The following is a 20507-nucleotide window of genomic DNA, read 5'->3' on the forward strand; positions in this document are numbered from 1 at the left end:
ACAAAATGAACTGGTTTTTTTTACTATCAATAGTAACCGAAGAATTCCTTATTAGTCTAAAATTTCAACATCTAACCCATAAATAGTATTAAACTTGGCTATTATGAATAAAAAACACAGCCTGTTAATCGTGGATGAAAATCCATATGTGGTTGATATTCTTGTACAGACGCTCAGTAAAGATTTTATAATTACCGTAGCAAACTCAGGTCAGGAAGCAGCCCGTTTATTGATTCAGGGGAGTCGCTTTACATGCATACTTACTGAATTAGACTTGTCATTTTTCAGTGGGCTTGAGCTAACAAAACTGATTCGGATGAGTCGGTTGAATGCACAAACGCCCATCGTTGTCCTGTCCAATGCACCCGACAGCGCTACCCGAATTGCCTGTTTAGAGCAGGGAGTCGATGATTTTTTGGCAAAACCGTTCAATCCTCTTGAGGTTAAAGCCAAACTACAGGCGTTGCTCCGGCGGGCCGATTCGCCAGTTGAACAGCCTCAAAGCCGTCCATTCCCCGCGCGATTCCAGCCGGAAACCAAACCATTCTGGTCGCAAAAATCCCGTCTGTTATCGATGCTTCTGGGAAACTATCCGCTCTCACAAAGTGGACAAGTTTAAACGGATTAACGGCAACATATTGTCGACTTAGTTCGTCAACGATAGCCGATTTATTATCGAAGCGCCAGCACGCTAATCAGGACATCTCCACTAAAGTTTCGATTCGCTCAATCTGACAACAAAAAATCTACCCACTAATTGTACTTTTTTAGGATTAGGTCTTTTTTGCCTGAATCATTTCAGGAAGGATTGTTACTATATCACAGAAAAGTTACACGAATTGTATTCCTTAATCATCAACTAAAGTTGACACTGAATCATCCAGCTATATCGCACAACCCGTCTCTACTTCCAGCGTTGGACAAGCGGATGCCCTCGTTTTGTATCCTGTTAATTATGGGAGACGACCTGGTCGCTAATCGCTTGGCTACTATGGTGAGCACAAACTGCTCAGTCGTGCGATTCAGGGAGGAGAAGGATGCTGAAAAATGGCTGACAGATGGTCAGAAAGTAGATTTAATTGTTGTCGACAAAAACAGTGCGCCTGCTGCCGTCCTTATGGTACGCCAAAAAGTGGATTATCGGTTGGTGCCGCTTCTGGTTACCTGTCGCTTTGGCGAAACGCAGGCCCTACAGGAGTCGTTAGCGGGTGGCGTAACCGATGTGCTGATTATTAATGAGACGAATCACAGCCTTCAATCGAAAATTGGGTATTACCTCAACCTGAACACCCGCGTCCGGGCATTTGGCGAAACAAATCCGTTGGCAACCACGCATCACTTCAGGTTGCCCTGGTGGAAACGCCTGCTTGATGTTGTGGTATCTAGTTCGGTATTGGTTCTGACGTCGCCGGTTTTACTGATTACGGCACTGCTTATCCGGCTGGACTCAAAAGGACCAATACTCTATAAGTCAAAGCGGGCGGGGGCTAATTTTCATGTGTTCGACATGTATAAATTTCGCACCATGAGCGTTGAAGCCGACCAACTGCTGAATCAGCTCGCCGACCAGAACATTTACGCGCAGGAAGCAACAGGAGCTGTTCCGGCGAAACCGGCAGAACACCTGTGCAGCGTCTGTCGGCAGCAGGGAACGTCCTGCCAACGGCTGCTCATCGATCAGAATCGGCCTATTTGCGAAAAAGTTTATCTCGAGGAAAGTGGGAAGTCGGCCAAGTTCATGAAGTTCCGAAACGACCCACGGATTACCCGGCTGGGCACGTTTCTACGAAATAGCAGCCTTGACGAACTTCCCCAGTTGTATAATATTCTGCTGGGCGACATGTCGCTGGTGGGCAACCGCCCCCTCCCACTCTACGAAGCCGAAAAACTTACGTCGGATGAGTTTGTGAAACGCTTCGCCGGCCCAGCCGGTTTAACCGGGTTGTGGCAGGTGAAAAAGCGCGCGAAAGGCCAGGGCCCCATGTCGGATCGGGAGCGGACACTCCTCGACATCGAATACTCCACCAGTTTCTCGTTCAAGACAGATCTACAAATTATCTGGCGAACAATTTTCAGCTTATGGCAGAAAGAGAACGTGTAGCGGACCAGAACCCGTCGGACGCCTATCCGCTCGTGTCGATTATCACCATCAATTATAATCAGGCCGAACTCACCCGCCAGTTTCTGGAATCGTCAACCCGGCTAACCTATCCGAACTACGAAATTATTGTGGTCGATAATGCATCGGCTCAGCCGCTGTGCAGCGCTATCGATCCAGTGGCCTACCCGGCGCTGCGGCTTCTGCGGAGCGACACGAATTTAGGTTTTACCGGCGGCAACAATCTGGGAATAGAAGCGGCCCGGGGCGACTTCTTTTTCATCGTCAACAACGATACGGAATTATCGCCGGGGTTGCTCGACGAACTGCTGAAGCCCTTTGCCGAAAACCAGCAGATTGGTGTTACCTGTCCAAAAATCAGGTTTTTCGACGCTCCGCATCTGGTTCAGTATGCGGGCTATAACCCCATTAATTTATATACCGGCACGGCAACGGCCATTGGGTACAATCAGGTAGACGATGGCCGCTTCGATGAGCCCCATACGACGTATTTCGCCCACGGCTGCGCCATGATGGTTAGCCGGCAGGTTGTGGAGAAAGTAGGCCGGTTTGCCGAACGCTTTTTTCTGTATTACGAAGAACTCGACTGGTCGCAGCGGATACGCAACGCCGGGTTTTTAATTTACTACCAACCTGCGGCCACCATTCTGCATAAGGAATCGGCATCGGTTGGCCAGCATAGCCCGCTGCGAACCTACTACCTGACCCGCAATCGAATTTTGTTCATGCGACGGCATTGCTCGCGGGTGCAGCGAATGCTCTTCTACCTGTTTTTTGCCGTGTTTGTTTTCCCTAAACACACCGTTTCCTACCTGATTACCGGTCAGTTAACCCATGCGAAAGCATTCATTCGGGGAACATTCTGGAATTTTACCTCAGCCAGCATATCCCCCGTATAGCTGGTCAACCAAGCTCATATCATGGCTCTTTTCTACTCGTTTGCTGGCTGGGCGTTTTTTCTGCTGGCCTTCCTGGTTTTCTACACCTACATCGGCTATGGCCTTGTAGCCTGGCTTTTGGTAACGTTTCAGCAACGTCGGCAAGTCGCCCCGGCGGGTCGGGTTGGCCTGGCCGCAACACCCGATGTTACCATAATTGTGCCCGCCTACAACGAGCGCGAGTATCTGCCCCAAAAATTACAAAACTGCTTAGCTCAGGATTACCCCGCCCGGCATCTGCATCTGCTGTTCGTTATTGAGGGGTCGACCGATGGCTCAGCCGACTACTTAGCGCAGCAACAACAAACCGTTCCGAATCTGACCGTTATTTCCGGCACGCAGCGACTGGGGAAAATTGCCGCCATGAACCGCGCCATGCAGCAGGTACTTACGCCGATTACCATTTTCACCGATGCCAACACCCAACTCAATGCGGAGGCCGTGAGCCGGATCGTTAAACGCTTCGAGGTTGACACGGTGGGGGCCGTTACGGGCGAAAAGCGAATTCAGGTCGACGGGCAGGAAGCGGCAGCAGGCAGTGGCGAAGGGCTATACTGGCAGTACGAGTCCTTTCTAAAAAAATTAGATGCTCAACTTCATACCATCGTGGGGGCTGCCGGCGAATTGTTTGCCATCCGCACCGCCCTCTACGAAACCGTAGAAGCCGACACGCTGCTGGACGACTTCATTATTTCGCTCCGCATTGCCGGGCGCGGCTACCGGGTCGACTATGCCCCCGATGCCTACGCCCTCGAACGCCCGTCGCACTCGGTGGCCGAAGAGCGCAAACGCAAAGTCAGAATTGCGACGGGTGGGTTTCAGGCCATTAACCGGCTGGGGTATCTCCTCAATATTTTCCGGTACGGCTGGCTGAGTTTTCAGTACGTTTCGCACCGGGTGCTGCGCTGGGCCGTTACGCCCTTCTGTCTGCCGCTGCTTTTTGTGCTGAATGGTATCCTGCTTACTCAGCCCTATGGGCAGGCAACGGATTTTCTGACCGCCCCGTTCTGGTGGAGTATGCTGGTGGGTCAACTGGCTTTTTATGGCATGGCCAGCCTCGGGTACGTGCTCGAAAATCGGCAAACCCGCTTTAAGCTGACATTTGTTCCATTTTATTTTGTCTTTATGAACTGGTGCGTACTGGCCGGATTCGCCCGTTTCTGTACCGGAAACCTGTCGGGCGTATGGGAGAAGTCCCGCCGGGCCGCCTGATGGGCTTCAGGCTGAATAGTGATTCTTTGCGATTATCCTGATTCGATTGCCTGGTCAATCGGCAGTTTAGGAACCACAGAATCAAGCGAATCGACAGAATCAAACCTACTCTAGTTCAACAGTCATGTCTGACCGTACTCTCTTTCTGGCCGATGAATGGCGCAACAAACCCTGGTTTCTCAGCGTGGTGGGGGTGCTGGTGGCTTTGCTGGCGGGCTGGGTGATTGGCACCTGGGGAACGATGGGTGCCCTGCTGACCCTGGGCGTACCTGTAGGAATAATTCTGGTTATCAGCATCCTGTTAGAGCCCAGAATCGGGCTGCTGATGTACGTTCACCTGAGTTTCATGATTGGCTTTACCCGCTTTCTTCAGGCCGAGCTACCCGTTGGGACGGGGCTTGATGGAATTCTGGTGCTTAGCCTGCTGAGCACCTTGCTGAATGGCAAACGAATGGACTGGAAGCGGCTTCGCCAACCAGGCTTCTGGCTGTTGATTACCTGGCTTTCGTTCACCATTCTGGAGTATTTCAATCCCGAACACCCCTACCCCCCCGCCTGGTTTTACCATGCCCGTTCGTTTTCGCTAAGCTGGTTTTTCATCGCCATCATTGTGTCGGTCAATCCAATCACCAAAAAGGATATCCGACTGCTCTGTGGCACATGGCTTGTCTGGTCGTTTCTGGCGGCACTGTGGGGCTTTAAACAGCAGTACATCAGCCTGGAACCGGCGGAACTCCGGTGGCTGGCCGAAGGGGCCGAGAAGCAGCATATCCTGTGGGGGCAGCTACGCAGTTTCTCGTTTTACTCCGATGCCGGTCAGTTTGGTTCTGAAATGGCAGGGGTGACGCTCATTAGCCTCATTTTGTTCTTTGAACTCAAATCGTGGCCACACCGAATTCTTTTTGGGTTTCTGGCCGTTGTTTTTTTCTGGGGATTTGCTATTTCGGGAACCCGGGGCGCCCTGTTTGTCATTGTGGCCGGTATCGCTGCTTATTTCGGTCTGAAACGGAATCCGGCTCATATTATGCGGGGTTTTTTGGTAGCCGCGCCCGTAATGGCCCTACTGCTGTTTACCCACATCGGCGACTCCAACTACCAAATCTGGCGGATTCGTTCGGCGCTGCGTCCCACCCAGGATGCTTCGTTTGTGGTTCGACTGGAAAATCAGCAAAAACTACAGAACTTCCTGAAAGACAGGCCCTTTGGTGCGGGAATTGGGACGTCGTCGGGAGCCGGGCAACGCTTTTCCCCGAACCATTTTGCTTCCCAGATTCCCACCGATAGCTGGTATGTTCAAATCTGGATTGAAACCGGCATTGTTGGACTGACAATTTATCTGCTCATGCTGGCAGGCTTCATCCTCATCGGCACGATTAAAGTCTGGCGGTTGAACGACCCCTGGCTCAGCAGGATGATGATTGTGCTGCTGGCTGAATTCGCGGGCATTTGCGTGGTGAGTTACACCAATCCCATATTGGGCCAGTTTCCAACCAGCACACTGCTGTTTATCAACTCCTTTCTGTTCACCACCTGCGAACGGTGGGATACGCCCGCCCTGTCGGCAGTTGAAACCGTCCGCAAAAAATTGTCGGTGGTGCAGGGCTATTAGGTGTTGATTACCAAGCGATTGGCTATACGTCTTATGACTAAGCCAATGACTTGATCAGCACTATCTTAACCATAAACCGATACCGAGTACTCATGAGAATTGGCATTGAAGCGCAACGGCTACTGCGGCCTCATAAGCACGGCATGGACATCGTGGCGCTGGAGACCATTCGGGCATTGGCCAGGTATCCAAAGCACGAGTTTGTCGTTTTCGTAAAACCCGATACCGACCGCGCGGGTCTGCCCAACTCCCCCAATGTTGAACTTGTCGAGTTACCCGGCGGCCCCTACCCCATTTGGGAACAATATGCCCTGCCGAAAGCGGTTGGCCAACATGGCCTTGATTTGCTGCACTGTACGGCCAATACGGCCCCGCTCCGCTGCCCGGTACCGGTAGTGTTGACGCTGCACGACATTATTTTTCTGGAAAATCAGCCCCTGCGGGCCGGTAGCTGGTATCAGCGGCTGGGTAATCAATACCGGCGCTGGAACGTGCCCCGTATTGTTGCCGACTGCGAACGAATCATTACCGTGTCGGACTTTGAGCGGCAACGCATCATCGACCACCTGCATCTGGACCCGGAGCGGGTCGTAACGATTTGGAACGCCGTCAGCAGGCAGTTCAGGATGGTGGATGACCCCGAGCCGATTGCCCGTGTGCGGGCGCAGTATGGCTTACCCGACGAGTTTATTTTTTTTCTGGGGAATACCGACCCAAAGAAAAACGTGAAGGGTGTTCTGAAAGCTATGCTGCTGTTGAAGCAGCGGGGTCAACTGTCGCTTCCGGTAGTTATCTCGAATCTGCCTTCGGCTTCGCTTGCTGAGTTACTGACCGAAATTGGTGGGCAGTCGCTAACCAGCGATATTGTGCTGTGCGGTTATATTCCAAACCCGGTTCTGCCGCTGGTTTACAATGCCGCCACGATTTTTCTGTGCCCCTCCCTGCGCGAGAGTTTCGGCCTGCCCATTCTGGAAGCGATGGCGTGTGGTGTTCCTGTTCTGACAGCCTCGACCTCCTCCATGCCCGAGGTAGCGGGCGATGCGGCTCTGCTGGTAGACCCTACATCGGCCGAAGACATGGCTATGGAACTTGACCGACTCATAAACCAACCGGCCCTGCGCGCCGACCTGCGGCAAAGAGGACTCGAACGGGCCGCGTTATTTTCGTGGGAAGCAACAGCCGCTAAATTACTCGATGTCTACGCCGATTCATTAAAGTTGCCCAGGTCGTAACTATTTTTAGCCGGACGTTTCTCTATTCGCCTGTTTAATCAATTCGGGATGCTGCATTTACCACCGAAAATTCTATTTAATTTGGGCTGAGAATTACATGTTTGACCAGTTCAATCAATAGCTGCCAATGAGCGTTTTTTCCAACCCAGCATGGATTAGCCAGTATGAATACCCGTTTGTCTCTGTCGACCAGGTGCCACAATCCGTGTTCGATGACATAAATGGTCGTTTAGACAAACTGACGAGCGACAAACCGCTGGTTTCGATTATGGTCATTGCATATAATGAAGAGATCAATATTCTACGTACCATCAGTACGCTTTCCGCCCTGAACACGACCGTTCCGCTCGAAATTGTAGCAGTTAACAATAACTCAACCGACCGAACTCAGGAAACCATGGAGAAACTGCACATCAGGCGGTTTTTTCAGCCCGTTCAGGGATGTGGCCCGGCCCGGCAGATGGGACAGGAAATGGCCAGAGGTACGTATATCCTACTGGCCGATGCCGATTGTTTATACCCACCTCACTGGCTCGACGAGATGCTGGCCAAACTCCGGCAACCTGGCGTCGTTTGTGTGTATGGCCGGTACTCATTTATTGCCCCTCCGGCAATCCCGCGCTGGCAGTTGTACGTACATGAAGCGTTGAAAGATATGATTGTTGAAGTTCGCCATCTCAAGCGACCGTATCTGAATGCGTATGGCATCAGCATGGGCTACCTGCGCGAAGCCGGTTTGAAAGCTGGCTACATGACCAACAACATTCGGGGAGAAGATGGGCGGCTGTGTTTCGATATGATGAAATACGGCCGGGTGGTGCAAATGAAAACCCGCTCGGCCCGCGTCTGGACAGGCCCCCGAACATTGCTACAGGATGGCAACCTTTGGCAGGGATTAAACATACGGGTTCGTAAGGAGTTTGGGCGGGCCTTCTCCTACCTAACGCCACACCCTCCGCACGATACAAAATCATCAAAAAATTAAATCAGTTGGTCAATGGCTGATGCAAGTGCACTGCGTTTGCGTCAGCCACTGACCAACTGATTAGTCAATTAACCGCTGCATGCAACAGTTCGATAGTATAATCTGTCTCGGTCAGACAACCTGGGAGGGTGATTTTCAGAAAGCAGTGGTGCAGCTAATGACGGAACTATCGGCCCGGCACCGGGTGCTCTATGTGGATTACCAATATACGCTGAAAGACTGGGCTATGGGCGTTGCCGGGCGGCAGGCTATGCCCATTCGGGAAGTGATTCGGCTGAAAAACCCGCTCACCAAAAAGACGTTCGCCAACGGCAATGCGGTGCATGTCTGGACGCCCCCCCTCATGCTGCCCGTGAACTGGATGTCGCCCAAACCTCATGATGTACTCGTTCGGCAGAATGTGAAGCGGTTAGTGAAGAGCCTTCGCCCGGTGATGCGGCAGTTGAACATGACCCGCCCCCTGATTGTTAACGGGCTCAACCCAGTGTTTGGGCTTCCCATGCTGCACCAGCTAAACGAATGCGCGACCATTTATTACTGCTTCGATGAGATAACGATTATCAGTTGGATGAACCGGCACGGGAGCCGCTATGAGCCGGCGTACCTTCAACGCGTCGATGCCGTTGTGACCACCTCCGAAACCCTGCGCCGGTCGAAGTCGGTGTTGCAGCCAAACGCCTACTGCGTCAAAAATGGGGTTAATTTCGAATTGTTCAACCAGGCGCATCAATTGGCCCGGCAGCAGCCACCCATAAAACCCGTGGTGGGGTACCTGGGCACGGCGGATAACCGGGTCAACATCGACCTGGTCGAACACTGCGTCCGGACAATGCCCGATGTCGATTTTCAATTTGTCGGTGAGGTGCATGAAGACGCCCTCAGGCAGCGATTATCCGCTTACCCAAACGTAATTTTCACCCCCCCGCATCAACCCGCCCAACTCCCTCCCCTACTGGCACAGATGCGTGCGGCCATGATTCCGTTTGTGTGCAATGCCCATACCTACACAATTTATCCCCTGAAAATCAATGAGTACCTGGCGGCTGGCCTCCCCGTCGTGTCAACCCCCTTTTCCATCCTCGACGATTTTGCCGGTGTAGTCGAACTGGCTGACAGCCCGGAGCAATTTGCCCTGGCTCTTCGGCGGGCCTTAGCCGATACGAGTCCGCAACGGGTTGAGGAGCGCATTGAAATGGCTAAAAATAATGCCTGGTCAACCCGTGCCGAAGAGTTTGAAGCCGTCATTCGGCAGGTTCCGGCAGCCTGGTCGCCGGAACCTGTCATAGGTAAATAATTTATATAAACACCTGATACTGGAGGGTTAGCGCACCCCGGCGACCCTGTGGGCTGAGTTGGCCGCTGGTCGTTCCCTGGTAGTAGGGCCGGTTCTGATAATCGAGTGTCAGTTTGGCATTATGTCCTTTGATTAGCCAGTTCAGGCCAAGCGCATAAACGCCCATCGGTTTGGTAACGCGCTGATAATCGGCAATTTGAGCTGACGCATAAGGCATCAGGGTACCATTACTGCCCAGCAAATCCTGCGCGAACAGATAACCAAGCTGCGTATAAACGACCTTGCCCGTCCCGAACATCGGGAAGGCATTCCCCTGCGTTCCCGTTGCACCCGCAATCGGCAGGCTGGTGCCGCTGGCGGGGTTCATAATCCCATTGTAGCGGAGGTAGCTGGTGCCATAGTCTAAATTGAAGTAGCCCACATAAGCGCTGATGGCCGAGCCAGTGGCGCGGTTGAGTGGCAGATCCACAAATGTCGCCAGCGACCACAGATTCAGGTTCTGATAAACGGTATCGGTGGCCTCTTTCCGCCACATAGCGTTTTTCTGGGTAATAAACCCACCTTCAAGATTCCAGATTTTCTTCTTGCCCAGATACGTTCCGGTCAGGTAGCCGGGCGTTATGTGCGATTCTTTATCGAAAAACTGGTACAGCAATAGCCCTTCGAACTGTTTGGTATGGCCTTTCTGGGCGAAATTAGCGTTGGTTGACATAGCGGGTGGAGCGGTCCCGTTGGTGGCAATCGGGAAGGGGTCGCTCACGCCCAGCCGGTAGTCGATGCGGCCCACCTGCCCACGGGCGTAGAGCGTCAGTTTGCGGGAAAATTCATCGGTCTGGTCAACGGTAGCCTGAGCAAACACCGGCACATCCATGGTCATGATCGAACTGACACCTGGCTGACTAAACCGCGACAGGCCGTTCACAATCGTCAGCCCGGCGCCAATTTTGAGGTAATCCTTTTCCTTATAAACCGAGTATTCCCCAACGGCATCGTGAAAAAAAGCCGCGATTTTCCGGTTACTGGGCGTGCCGGTGGTATTGTAGGCTGGAAAGCCATTCAGGAAGTTGAAATTGTTCATCCCGAACTGCACATACAGCATCGTCCGGTCATTGATTTGGCCATAAAGCTGAATCCGGGTCCGGCGCAGGCCGATGTCGAACGTCTGGTCTTTTGGTTCGCCAATAACGGTCGTGCCCGGATTGCTTTGATTGAGCCGCAGCCACGTCTGGTTGAGCAGGGTCATTTTGAAAAAGTGGGTGCCCGATTCATTCAGGTTGTATTTCAGTTCATTTTTTTCGGGAGTCGGCACCGGTTTTTTCGGCGTTTGTTCGGCCGCAACCATTAATGTATCAGCCGTTTTTACGGGCGCAGTCGGCGACTGGGCCGTGGCCATGCCCGCGCTTAGGAGGGCCACAGCAATGAATTTCATGTTCATAACGGATGTAAAAAACCACAAAAACAGACCCGTAACCGGGTTTCCTAAACAACGAATTCAGGTAGACAGTCTCTTGGAGATTGTTAAAAAAGTAGATTTCTGTTGGCTCGGTTTTACCCCCAACCCCCTGAAGGGGGCTTTGTCCGACGTGGAAATAAGCCCCCTTCAGGGGGTTGGGGGTAAGACCGAGCCTGTTTTTACGAAATTTAGACAGTCCCTTAAAAGTCAATAATGGTCTGTCAAATACAGAAAAACCTCGTCTCTATTTTTGGCGTGGAGAATACGGGCGCCCGACAGGGCCGGGAAAATGGTTTCGTATTCGTTGAAATGGTGCTCCATGCCTCCGCCCGGATGCGACAGCACGATGTTGATACCGCCGAAGTAGCTGGCTAAAGCTGCAGTGCCTCCGTGCATGGAAATAAACCGGTCACAATTGGCATATACCATCAGTTGGAGGTGGTTAAAATTATTGACCGCCCCCCGATGCTGTTCGTACAAATCATGCATCAGGATAACTTCAGGGTGGTTTTTTCGCAGCCATTCGTGTTCACCCAGGTCCATTATCTCGCTGTTGTCCAGCACAATCTGACCCGACAATGGGCGGTTGTAAATAATCTGGTAGTTCGCTTTATAGGTAGACACAATTCGGTCCAGAGCCGCCAAATCCAGAAAATTAATGGGGGGTTTATCCCATTCGATGTTGTATTTGTTGGCAATCAGCAGGATGGGTTTGTCGAATACAAACAGCGCATTCCGGTAATGCGTTTTGAACGGCACCTGCGCCCACTTCGCGAAACTGAAGGTTGGGCTATGCGTCATGTTCGGCACATCGTAGTAGCCGTATCCAGCCTGCCATACGCGTTTTTCGTACTGTTCGCTGTGCTGCTCGCTAAAGAAATAAAACTCCTTCGTATTTGTGCAGGAGATGGTTTGTTTTAGGGTTCCATTCAAATGATGCCAATAGGCAAACGGCAGTACGTAGCGCAATTCCTGGTCAAACTCGCCGTGATAATCAATGACTTTGTACTTTCGTTTGGCAAAATAATCCTGCGGAATAAACCGAATCTGGTTCAGCCGGGCGTAGTAGTTGTCCCGGATGAAGTAGCGCAGATCGCGCCGGATTCCGGGATACTTCAGCGCAGCTACGGCGTAAAGAAATTTCAGCATGAATCGCTGCATATAGGCTAACCGTTAGTGTCGGTCATTAGGACTCATCATGGCCAAACAAGCCACTTTTAATTGTGTAAAAGGTCGGATAAGAAGCTACTGACCTGTAGGCCACAGAAGCCGGGTAGTCATCGGCAAGTGCAAAACTACGAACCACCCAATCCGAATTATCGCCCAGTAAAGCCCGATCAACCTGATGGACGCCCTCAAGGGCCGGAATGCGGGATAAATCATCATCAAGGCCTTTGGCCGTCGCCTTAATAAGCGCTTCTTTCCGGGTCCAGAACTGATAAAAAAGCTGCCGGGCATCGCGACGCAGCCTGTCGGCAGTGATTTCGATCTGGCTCTGCTCCTGTCGGCTAAACGTGCTGGGAATCATATCCTGAAACGAGAAATCAGCGACTATTTTTTCAACGTCGATTCCCACTGATTCTTTTCCGATGGCAATCAAACTCCACTGGCCCGAATGGGCTACATTAAATTGCCAGGCGGTCGAATCGGCGAGTTGCGGTTTCTTGGTCAAACCAGTTGTCAACTGAATCGTCTCCGGCAATTGGTTCAGGTAGTTTCCCAATAGCAGGCGTAACACGCTTCGGGTGTAGAGAAACCGACGGCGGTCCTCTTCCCGATGGAATCGCTGGGCGCGTCTTCGTTCGTCAGACGGCAGGAGCGTTTGCCATTCCACACCGGACGATCGGTTGGGCAACCGAAAGCGAAACACCGCCAGCGCGTCATTGTAGGAGCAAGCCGACAACGGGTGCCACAGCAGATCCTGATCAGCAATTGCATAAACCGAAACGGTTGGCATTTTCAGTCCTGATATAGTTAAAATTCATACACGTAAAATACCATGAAACTAAGCACAATGGCCTGATTATCAGGGATGTCCACAAAAAAAATTGTGACCAAAGCCTAATGTTACCGTCTTAAGGATCAAGCAGTAAATCCGTGACCCATAAATTTACCATATCTAAAAACCTGTTGCCTTCTACGTTACAGATGGCGATTAAATGGCTTGCCTGTTTTGCGGCTTTTGGGTATCAGCCGACATGTGCCCAGGGTTGCCCTGAAACCTCGGGCGAGATCATTGTCAATCAAACGTTTGGCACGGCTGCCAACCGTGTTTCTGTTGAGGGGCTGACTCCGTACACGTTTGAAGCGCAGTCGTGCCCTGGCGATGGTCAGTATTCCCTTACCGAAAGCGTAGACGGCCGCTGTTTTAATGCTACCTGGTATGGAGTTGTTCAGGATCATACCCCTGCCGATACGCAGGGCAATATGATGATTGTTAACGGCACCAACAAAGCCGGCCCTATTTATCAGCATTCTTTGGCGGGTTTATGCCGGGGAACGGCCTACGAAGTGTCGGTATGGGTGCTGAATTTACTCAGAACCCATACCTGCCTCAACCCGCTCGTCCCAAAGTTGTCGATACTCATTGAAACAAAAGAGGGTGTTCTCCTGCAATCGACTGATCTTGGGCCAATTGCCCAGACTGAAAGCCCAGCCTGGCGCCGGTTGTCAATTGGCTTTGCCGCCCCGGCAGCAACCGATGAGGTTGTTATAAAAGTAGTGAACAATCAGGGGGATTATGGCTGCGGAAATGATTTGGTCATCGACGATTTTCAGGTTAAACAGTGCGATGCGTGCGGAGCTGAGCAGGTGTATGTGCCGGATGCGTTCACACCCAATAACGATGGTAAAAATGATGACCTGACGTTTCTTGTTCCAAAGGTTACGGCCTACAGTCTGACCGTTTATAACCGGTGGGGCAGCGTAATTTTCAGCAGCAGCGACCTAACCCGGAAATGGGACGGCACCTACGAGGGCAATCCCTGTCCGGTGGGTCCCTATTCCTGGCAAATTACCTACCGCTCAACAAATTCGGGCGGGGCCAATCCAGGCGGGGCCGAACGTAGTTTCGTTCGGACAGGGCAGGTTCTCCTACTGCGTTGATTGTGAATTACCGACCCATAAATAAAATGAAAAAAATCTTCCTCACCTTAACCATTGTGTCGATTTCTGTGCTGCTTTTCGCCAGAAACCACAAATACAGTCAGTTATTTACGTCGGCCATAGCCCCCCTCGACGGAGCCGTCAAAATACCCATCGACCCGAAACGCTGGTATCAGGTAAATCATGTCGACTCCGGCCTCGACGGGCTTTTCGATGGCAACACCAGCGAAAGCATCAACACGGGCTGGGGTAAAATTCTCCTGAATTTCGACGCCTATTATCCGCTGCTGGCGGGCGAAAAGATGAGCATTGAGCGCATCCGGCTTTACGATGGCGCAGGCACCAATACCGACGCCCCCGTAACGCTCTCGATCATTACCGATACCTGGGAGCGCATCCCCATTGCCCGGTTCGTTGGCACCAAATACCAGTCCTGGGTGGGACCAAACCCCGATCAGCCGGATGAATTTGCGCTCAAATCGCCCATTACCAACGCCCGCTATTTAGTCCTGAATACATCCGGGTCGTACCCCACCGAACTTGAACTTTACGGAGCCCATCAGGCCGGTCGGGAGCCGGAGCTGGCCCCATTGCAGCGCTTTCCCCTTCGTCATACAGTAGGCATCAACGGGTTTGAATGGGATGCTGAGGACCCGGATGCGCCTTCGCCCCTGCGGCAGGTAGAAGACAGCCGCATCAATGCCCTGAAAAGCTTTTCGTCCATGCGTCATTATATGGACTGGGACAAACTCGAAGCCGAGCAGGGCAGCTATACCTACAGCCCGACGTTTAGCGGCAGCTGGACCTACGATGGCATGTACGAACGGCTTAAAGCCGAAGGTGTCGAGGTGCTGGCCTGCCTGCAAACGCTGCCGAAGTGGATGGAAAATACTTACCCGGCCAACGGGCGCGATTATAGTAACGTTCCGGCCCGGTTCGGCAGTGACCTCTCCGCCCCGGCATCTTATGTGGAGCACGCACGGGTCGGCTTCCAGTACATCGCCCGCTATGGTTTCAACAAAAAAATTGACCCGGCGCTGCTGAGCGTGAGTCCGGTTGTGACCTGGGCGGGCGTCAACACGGTTAAAATCGGGCTGGGGCTGATTCGCTACATCGAGTGCAACAATGAACCCGACAAGTTCTGGAAAGGCCGCAATGGCTACCAGTCGGCGCGGGAGTACGCGGCCAACCTGTCGGCGTTCTACGATGGGCACAAAAATACCCTCGGATCAGGCATTGGAGTAAAAAATGCGGACCCGTCGGTGATGGTCGTCATGGGTGGCCTGTCGACCTCAACGACCGATTATTTACGGGCGATGATCGACTGGTGCAAAGAGTTTCGGGGCTACCGGGCTGATGGGTCCGTTAATCTTTGCTGGGACGTTATCAACCAGCATCTGTACGCCAACGACGCCAAAACGTCGCAGAATGGGGGAGCCAGCCGGGGAGCCGCTCCCGAACTGGCCGGCGTGGGCCAGCAGGCTGCCGACCTGGTGAAACTATCGCGCCAGTATGTGCAGGGAATGCCGGTCTGGGTTACCGAAGCGGGGTATGACGTTAATCAGGGCAGTCCGTTTCGGGCGATGCCCATTGGCAGCAAAAGTGTGCTGGATACCCAGGCCGACTGGATTCTGCGAACGGCATTACTCTACAACCGGGTGGGCATCGACCGGGTGTTTTTCTTCCAGGCCTACGACGATAACGTCCTGAACCCAACCCAGTTCAGTTCGATGGGTTTACTCAATCAGCAGAAGACCCGCAAACCAGCCGCCGACTACCTGTACCAGACGATGAACCTGCTGGGTGATTATCAGTATAAAGAAACAATCAGCAAAGACCCGCTGGTAGACCGTTACGAACTGGATGGCCGCTCGTCTTACATGCTGGTTATTCCGGATGAGCGGGGGCGAACGAGTACCTATTCGCTGCCGGTGCCTAAAGGGGATACGATTCAGGTATGCACCCCAACGGCAGGCCAAAACGAAATGGCCCGGCGGCTGCAGGTCAGCGAAACGGGCGCCATTTCCGTAAACGTAAGCGAAACACCGGTGTTTATCGTACCTAAGTCCGGGAAACTGGCTGACGTAAACCCTGATTTGAGCACCTTGCAGGTCTATCCGAATCCGGCAGCCGATTACGTGGAATTAATGCTGGAAAATGGAGCAACGGATGCCGTAGAGGTAACAATCTACGGAAACTCAGGCCGACGGTATAAGCACATGAGCTTTACCAAGTTGCGCCGGGAGTTGAGAGAGCCTATCGATTTGAGTACGCTACCGAACGGAGTCTATTTTCTGGACGTTCGGCAGGGCACAACCAAAGCAATAAAAAAAATAATCAGGGCGCGGTAAGGGTAGGCACTACCTAATCGGACCGGAAGCCAGTGACGTTCGCAAATGAGTAATACAAAAAAGGCCATGAACGGCGTAAAATGGATCACCATTTCCACCGTTACTTCAACCCTGTTTCAGTTTGTTCAGGTGGCTGTTCTGGCCCGGATACTGGCTCCCGATGATTTTGGCATTGTCAGCATCAGCAACCTGATTATCGCGTTTTTTCAGGTTTTTGCCAATCTTGGCTTCTCCAATTCGATTATTTATAAGCAGGAGAGCGACCGGAATGTGCTGTCGACGCTGTATTATCTGAATCTGCTGGTCGGGTTTATCATCTTCGTGCTCATTTACCTGACCGCCCCCTACATTGTTTCGTTCTATCACGAGCCAAAGCTGGAGCGGGTACTCCATTTGTCGTCCTATTATTTTCTAATTGCTTATTTCGGTCAGCTTTACTTTTTTCTGCTCGAGAAAGAACTGCGCTTCAAGTCGGTCGCCATCCTTGATATTATCGGGACGGTGACTGGCTCGGCGGTTACCGTGACGCTGGCCTTCAAGGGCTACCACGAACTGTCACTCATTATTGGCTCCTTAGTGATGCAAGCCGTAAAAACGACTTTACAAATTGCCTTTGGTCTGCGGTTCTTCTTCCCGGCTTTGGTGTTTAACCTTCGTAATATTAAAGACCACCTTCGGTTTGGGCTTTTCAATATGGGCGACGGGTTTCTGGGTTTTATTCAATCCAACTCCGATAATATTTTCCTGGGTGGTCTGCTGGGCGTTAAGATGCTGGGCTATTACACCATTGCCTATCAGCTATCTATTTTTCCAATTACGAAGCTCAACCCAATTATTTTGCAGGTGGCCTATCCAATTCTGGCCAAAATGAAAGAGAGTACGGCTGATTTGAAAAAATCCTACCTGAAAATTCTGGATTTCATCAGCTACTGCAACCTGCCGCTCTTAGCCGGATTATTCATCACGGCCGATGGCGTTGTGCCGTTGATTTACGGACCGGGTTGGGAACAAACCACCGACTTGATCCGAATCTTTGTGTTTGTGGGTATTTTCCTCTGCCTAAGCCACCCGCTGTTCACGGTGGCCTTCACGAAGGGCAAACCAAATCTGCTGTTCTACCTTAACCTGGGTACGTTGATCGTGAAAATACCCTTAGTGTATGTGTTCGGGACAACCTGGGGCATTACCGGTATTGCGGTGGCTTTCCTGATTACAACCCTGCTCAACATGATCGCGAACTTCGCCATTGTGCACTACCTGATTGGCGATTTTGTCCTGGATTTTCTGAAAAATATTGTTAAGCCGATTGCCTTCTGCCTTGTTATGGTCGGGGTGATTAGCCTGTATAAATCCGTGGCAGGCCCTTCCAGCCTGATAAACACACTCATCGAAATCGGGATTGGGGGCGCAGCGTATGGCATCCTGACCTTAGTTTACAAGCTCTCCTTCTCCGAATTAAAGGCCTATCGACAGGCGCTTAGCTGACCGCACGACAATGCCGTAAAGCCAGCCAACGAGTGGCCTGAACCAGTTAGTCATTTGTGGGTGGGCTTGATGAAGCAGCGCATCATCCTCCCCGTAAGCGACCAGATGTACGTAATCAATTCTCGTCAGGGGTCGTTTATGGTTTATAAACCCACCCACAACAGGCTGACCGATGATTGATCCCGAAATAACCCGGCTTTCCCGACTCGTTGCGCTATTGACGCTGCTGCAAACAAAACGGCTCCTGACGGCCGCTGAGTTAGCACATCGCTTTTCGGTCAGTACGCGTACCATTTACCGCGACGTGAGAACACTCGAACGAGCGGGAATCCCGGTGGTAACCCAGGAAGGCAAAGGCTATACCATGCTGGAGGGGTATCGGCTGCCGCCCGTCATGTTTACGCGCGAGGAAGCCATTGCCCTGCTCACGGCGGAAAAACTGGTCGCCCGGCTCACCGACGCGCCTACGGCTCAACGCAGTGGCGCAGCGATGGACAAGTTGCGGGCCGCGCTACGGCGTGCCGACCGCGACCATCTCGAAACCCTCGATCCCCACATTCAGGTGCTGGGGCCAGCCAGCCAACCCAGCCGCCCGAATGCCTACCAGCAGTTGGTGACGGCCGTTGCGGCTCAACGGGTGGTACGCCTGAACTATTGTGGCGCTGAAACCGACTCACCGACCAATCGGGACGTCGAGCCTATCGGCCTTTATCTGAGCCAGCAGTGGCATGTGGTGGCGTATTGCCGGCTGCGACAGGCATTCCGCAATTTTCGTCTCGACCGAATCCACCACTTGACAATCAGCGACGAAGTCTTTGCGACCCGCCCCGAAGCCGGATCGCCGGACCGCCTGCAACAGTACTGGACCGACGAGGCCAACCGGCGCGCTAAAGAGAAGGTTATTATCCGCTTTCAGGCGGCTGCCGTCCTGCCCGCTTCGGCGCAGCACTTGCAGGATACCAAACACCAGTATGGCTTGACCCACGAGCAGTCTCTGCCTGACGACAGCGTGGAGATGACCTTTCTGATCGGCTCACTGCCCTACTTGGCCACCTGGCTGCTGCCCTTCGCGGGCGCCGTCACCATCCTCGAACCGCCCGCATTACGGGATCACCTGCGGGAACTGGCCCAGCGGGTACACGATTTTTTTTGCACCCCCGACTAAGGTATGACATAGGGCTGTCAGTGGCTGCGACGAATTTTGTCGAGTCAAGTGACAACCCTTTATGTTTACCAAACTCCAAAAGCAAATGCAAAAGCGAACCGTTGATCCCTGGAAATGGGGTGAGTTCACCAATTCGGTGCAGGCCGTTGACATCAAACAGGCCGAAGGCACCCTCTATTGTTCCGGGCAGGTGGCAATCGACGCGAATGGACAACCCAGTACGGCCGACATGAGGTCCCAGTTGATCCAAACCATACAGAATCTGGAACAATTGATCAGTGAGGCTGGGTACGAATGCCAGGGTATTGTGCGGTTAAATGTCTATACAACGTCGACCGCCGAGTTTTTTACTACCTGCTCGGATGTCTATCAGGATTGGATTGCTAAGCAGGGCATCAGGCAAGCGACTTCGTTGATTGAGGTGAAAGGCCTCTATGCAACCCTAACCGTTGAACTGGAAGCGACCGTGGTGAAATAATCACCTTAAAAGTCCGACAGTACAAGGGTCTGATAGCCTACCGGACCCTTGTGCTGCCGGACTTTTCTTACCTGACAACCGGCGCTGTTTCGCGCTTATTTTTTAACTTATGTTTACCCTCGTTACCCTATTGGGCCAGCGGTTTGTGGGCTTCCCCTTTGGCCAAGGCCGGCACGGTGACGGAGGTGCACTTCGGAACGCCGAAGCGGTGATTTCCATGATTCATCCGTTTTTGTTGTCAGGAGTAGGTGAGTGAACGACTAAACGGTCACTGCGGTTTGTGGAGCCAGTTTATCCGCCCGACTTGTCATGACGACTACGGCCAGCAAAGACCAGGCAACAGCGGCATGGAGGGAGATGAGCGGGAAACTAAAGTCACTTGGAGGGATTAATTTTGTTGCCAGAGCCGCCGGAAGCCACAGGCCACACAGCAGCGGTACGAACCGTTTCCAGCCCCTTAATTGATTAGCCGCTACGACCGCGATGCCAAAAATCAGCATCAGAACGTTGCTCAGTGGCCAGCATATGTCCAGCGTCCAGAAAAGGGTTGATTTGTGGGTTGGCGCAATCAATTGCCAGACATTCGAGAGATTCGCCACCGTTAGGGTGCAGAGCATAATTTTGGGCAATACACGTCCCAGCCGGCTGGTACCCGCAGCCCCCATGCGTTGCAGAGCAACTATACTGCCCATCCAGGCAGTAATGTAAATCAGTCCCCAGACACCCGTGAACCAGGAATCGGCCAGGGATTTTTCGTGTTGTTCGGCCCACATTCCGAGGCCAAGGCATGGGGCACCCAGCAAGGCCAGCGCACCCAGCGTTTTATTATTCATTGTGTATTTGTTGTTTGGTTGTTGGTTATAAAAAGAAAAACGAAGCATTCATGGTCAGCCCCCAGCCACGTTATGAACTCCGGAGTAGGTATAGAACAGGCCAAATAAAAAAAACTAAGCTGATTAATTTCATGCAGGCGTTCACAGTTAAGAGAAAATGCATCCCTGCCCGTCGTTCGTGTGTTTGCGGGCTGACCAGGGACGGTGGTGTCGTTCCCGTTTCCGGCGTCGACAAGACAAAACAACCA

18 protein-coding genes are annotated in these 20507 nt (G+C 52.3%); 14 read left to right on the forward strand and 4 right to left on the reverse strand.

Features of this window, described 5'->3' with window-relative positions; translation table 11 throughout:
• Positions 1 to 103: 103 nt before the first annotated feature.
• From ACYVI1_RS21065 to ACYVI1_RS21100, 8 genes are all read left to right on the forward strand, one after another.
• Positions 104 to 619: a response regulator transcription factor gene (locus ACYVI1_RS21065; protein ID WP_460912771.1), complete on the forward strand. Its 516-nt coding sequence runs from the start codon at positions 104 to 106 to the stop codon at positions 617 to 619.
• A 336-nt stretch (positions 620 to 955) separates the two neighbouring features.
• The gene (locus tag ACYVI1_RS21070; RefSeq protein WP_460912773.1) at positions 956 to 2101 is read left to right on the forward strand and encodes a sugar transferase; all 1146 of its coding nucleotides are present in this window, start codon (positions 956 to 958) and stop codon (positions 2099 to 2101) included.
• Positions 2080 to 3018, forward strand: a complete 939-nt coding sequence (locus tag ACYVI1_RS21075) for a glycosyltransferase family 2 protein (RefSeq protein ID WP_460912774.1) — start codon at positions 2080 to 2082, stop codon at positions 3016 to 3018. The genes ACYVI1_RS21070 and ACYVI1_RS21075 overlap by 22 nt, the downstream gene beginning before the upstream one ends.
• Before the next feature lie 21 nt (positions 3019 to 3039).
• Positions 3040 to 4269, forward strand: coding sequence for a glycosyltransferase family 2 protein (locus ACYVI1_RS21080; protein ID WP_460912775.1), 1230 nt, complete (start codon positions 3040 to 3042; stop codon positions 4267 to 4269).
• Between the two features lie 124 nt (positions 4270 to 4393).
• Positions 4394 to 5878 carry an O-antigen ligase family protein gene (locus ACYVI1_RS21085; RefSeq protein ID WP_460912776.1) on the forward strand — a complete coding sequence of 495 codons (1485 nt, stop codon included), beginning with the start codon at positions 4394 to 4396 and terminating at the stop codon, positions 5876 to 5878.
• Between the two features lie 92 nt (positions 5879 to 5970).
• On the forward strand, positions 5971 to 7110 hold the full coding sequence (locus ACYVI1_RS21090) for a glycosyltransferase family 4 protein (protein ID WP_460912778.1): 1140 nt from the start codon (positions 5971 to 5973) through the stop codon (positions 7108 to 7110).
• A 127-nt stretch (positions 7111 to 7237) separates the two neighbouring features.
• Entirely contained in the window at positions 7238 to 8095 is an 858-nt protein-coding gene (locus tag ACYVI1_RS21095) for a glycosyltransferase family 2 protein (RefSeq protein WP_460912779.1), read from the forward strand.
• A 79-nt stretch (positions 8096 to 8174) separates the two neighbouring features.
• Positions 8175 to 9389 (forward strand): glycosyltransferase, encoded by a 1215-nt coding sequence (locus tag ACYVI1_RS21100; RefSeq protein WP_460912780.1) that lies wholly within the window; start codon positions 8175 to 8177, stop codon positions 9387 to 9389.
• A gap of 1 nt (position 9390) precedes the next feature.
• Here the strand turns inward: ACYVI1_RS21100 and ACYVI1_RS21105 are convergent, their stop codons facing one another.
• The 3 genes from ACYVI1_RS21105 to ACYVI1_RS21115 form a co-directional block, all read right to left on the reverse strand.
• Positions 9391 to 10818, reverse strand: a complete 1428-nt coding sequence (locus ACYVI1_RS21105) for a hypothetical protein (protein ID WP_460912781.1) — start codon at positions 10816 to 10818, stop codon at positions 9391 to 9393.
• 231 nt (positions 10819 to 11049) lie between these two features.
• The gene (locus ACYVI1_RS21110) at positions 11050 to 11991 is read right to left on the reverse strand and encodes a hypothetical protein (RefSeq protein WP_460912782.1); all 942 of its coding nucleotides are present in this window, start codon (positions 11989 to 11991) and stop codon (positions 11050 to 11052) included.
• Between the two features lie 37 nt (positions 11992 to 12028).
• Complete coding sequence (locus ACYVI1_RS21115; protein ID WP_460912783.1) at positions 12029 to 12799, reverse strand: 4'-phosphopantetheinyl transferase family protein; 771 nt, start codon at positions 12797 to 12799, stop codon at positions 12029 to 12031.
• Between the two features lie 173 nt (positions 12800 to 12972).
• Between ACYVI1_RS21115 and ACYVI1_RS21120 the strand changes: the two genes are divergently transcribed.
• The 6 genes from ACYVI1_RS21120 to ACYVI1_RS21145 all read left to right on the forward strand — a co-directional run bounded on the left by ACYVI1_RS21120 (position 12973) and on the right by ACYVI1_RS21145 (position 19682).
• Positions 12973 to 13947: a gliding motility-associated C-terminal domain-containing protein gene (locus ACYVI1_RS21120; RefSeq protein ID WP_460912784.1), complete on the forward strand. Its 975-nt coding sequence runs from the start codon at positions 12973 to 12975 to the stop codon at positions 13945 to 13947.
• Between the two features lie 26 nt (positions 13948 to 13973).
• Positions 13974 to 16298, forward strand: coding sequence for a T9SS type A sorting domain-containing protein (locus tag ACYVI1_RS21125; RefSeq protein WP_460912785.1), 2325 nt, complete (start codon positions 13974 to 13976; stop codon positions 16296 to 16298).
• Between the two features lie 45 nt (positions 16299 to 16343).
• A complete protein-coding gene (locus ACYVI1_RS21130) occupies positions 16344 to 17783 on the forward strand; it encodes an MOP flippase family protein (RefSeq protein WP_460912787.1) in 1440 nt (479 codons plus the stop codon).
• Between the two features lie 172 nt (positions 17784 to 17955).
• The gene (locus ACYVI1_RS21135; RefSeq protein WP_460912789.1) at positions 17956 to 18948 is read left to right on the forward strand and encodes a helix-turn-helix transcriptional regulator; all 993 of its coding nucleotides are present in this window, start codon (positions 17956 to 17958) and stop codon (positions 18946 to 18948) included.
• An 85-nt stretch (positions 18949 to 19033) separates the two neighbouring features.
• Complete coding sequence (locus ACYVI1_RS21140) at positions 19034 to 19426, forward strand: RidA family protein (protein ID WP_460912790.1); 393 nt, start codon at positions 19034 to 19036, stop codon at positions 19424 to 19426.
• Between the two features lie 109 nt (positions 19427 to 19535).
• On the forward strand, positions 19536 to 19682 hold the full coding sequence (locus tag ACYVI1_RS21145) for a hypothetical protein (protein WP_460912791.1): 147 nt from the start codon (positions 19536 to 19538) through the stop codon (positions 19680 to 19682).
• A gap of 4 nt (positions 19683 to 19686) precedes the next feature.
• Here the strand turns inward: ACYVI1_RS21145 and ACYVI1_RS21150 are convergent, their stop codons facing one another.
• On the reverse strand, positions 19687 to 20259 hold the full coding sequence (locus tag ACYVI1_RS21150) for a hypothetical protein (protein ID WP_460912792.1): 573 nt from the start codon (positions 20257 to 20259) through the stop codon (positions 19687 to 19689).
• Positions 20260 to 20507 lie beyond the last annotated feature (248 nt).

The organism is Spirosoma areae (assembly GCF_054781775.1).

Excerpts from the sequence above, each read along its gene's own strand:
- ACYVI1_RS21065 (WP_460912771.1), top strand. The coding sequence starts at position 104 with ATGAATAAAAAACACAGCCTGTTAATCGTGGATGAAAATCCATATGTG.
- ACYVI1_RS21070 (WP_460912773.1), top strand. The coding sequence starts at position 956 with ATGGGAGACGACCTGGTCGCTAATCGCTTGGCTACTATGGTGAGCACA.
- ACYVI1_RS21075 (WP_460912774.1), top strand. The coding sequence starts at position 2,080 with ATGGCAGAAAGAGAACGTGTAGCGGACCAGAACCCGTCGGACGCCTAT.
- ACYVI1_RS21080 (WP_460912775.1), top strand. The coding sequence starts at position 3,040 with ATGGCTCTTTTCTACTCGTTTGCTGGCTGGGCGTTTTTTCTGCTGGCC.
- ACYVI1_RS21085 (WP_460912776.1), top strand. The coding sequence starts at position 4,394 with ATGTCTGACCGTACTCTCTTTCTGGCCGATGAATGGCGCAACAAACCC.
- ACYVI1_RS21090 (WP_460912778.1), top strand. The coding sequence starts at position 5,971 with ATGAGAATTGGCATTGAAGCGCAACGGCTACTGCGGCCTCATAAGCAC.
- ACYVI1_RS21095 (WP_460912779.1), top strand. The coding sequence starts at position 7,238 with ATGAGCGTTTTTTCCAACCCAGCATGGATTAGCCAGTATGAATACCCG.
- ACYVI1_RS21100 (WP_460912780.1), top strand. The coding sequence starts at position 8,175 with ATGCAACAGTTCGATAGTATAATCTGTCTCGGTCAGACAACCTGGGAG.
- ACYVI1_RS21105 (WP_460912781.1), bottom strand. The coding sequence starts at position 10,818 with ATGAAATTCATTGCTGTGGCCCTCCTAAGCGCGGGCATGGCCACGGCC.
- ACYVI1_RS21110 (WP_460912782.1), bottom strand. The coding sequence starts at position 11,991 with ATGCTGAAATTTCTTTACGCCGTAGCTGCGCTGAAGTATCCCGGAATC.
- ACYVI1_RS21115 (WP_460912783.1), bottom strand. The coding sequence starts at position 12,799 with ATGCCAACCGTTTCGGTTTATGCAATTGCTGATCAGGATCTGCTGTGG.
- ACYVI1_RS21125 (WP_460912785.1), top strand. The coding sequence starts at position 13,974 with ATGAAAAAAATCTTCCTCACCTTAACCATTGTGTCGATTTCTGTGCTG.
- ACYVI1_RS21130 (WP_460912787.1), top strand. The coding sequence starts at position 16,344 with ATGAGTAATACAAAAAAGGCCATGAACGGCGTAAAATGGATCACCATT.
- ACYVI1_RS21135 (WP_460912789.1), top strand. The coding sequence starts at position 17,956 with ATGATTGATCCCGAAATAACCCGGCTTTCCCGACTCGTTGCGCTATTG.
- ACYVI1_RS21140 (WP_460912790.1), top strand. The coding sequence starts at position 19,034 with ATGCAAAAGCGAACCGTTGATCCCTGGAAATGGGGTGAGTTCACCAAT.
- ACYVI1_RS21145 (WP_460912791.1), top strand. The coding sequence starts at position 19,536 with ATGTTTACCCTCGTTACCCTATTGGGCCAGCGGTTTGTGGGCTTCCCC.
- ACYVI1_RS21150 (WP_460912792.1), bottom strand. The coding sequence starts at position 20,259 with ATGAATAATAAAACGCTGGGTGCGCTGGCCTTGCTGGGTGCCCCATGC.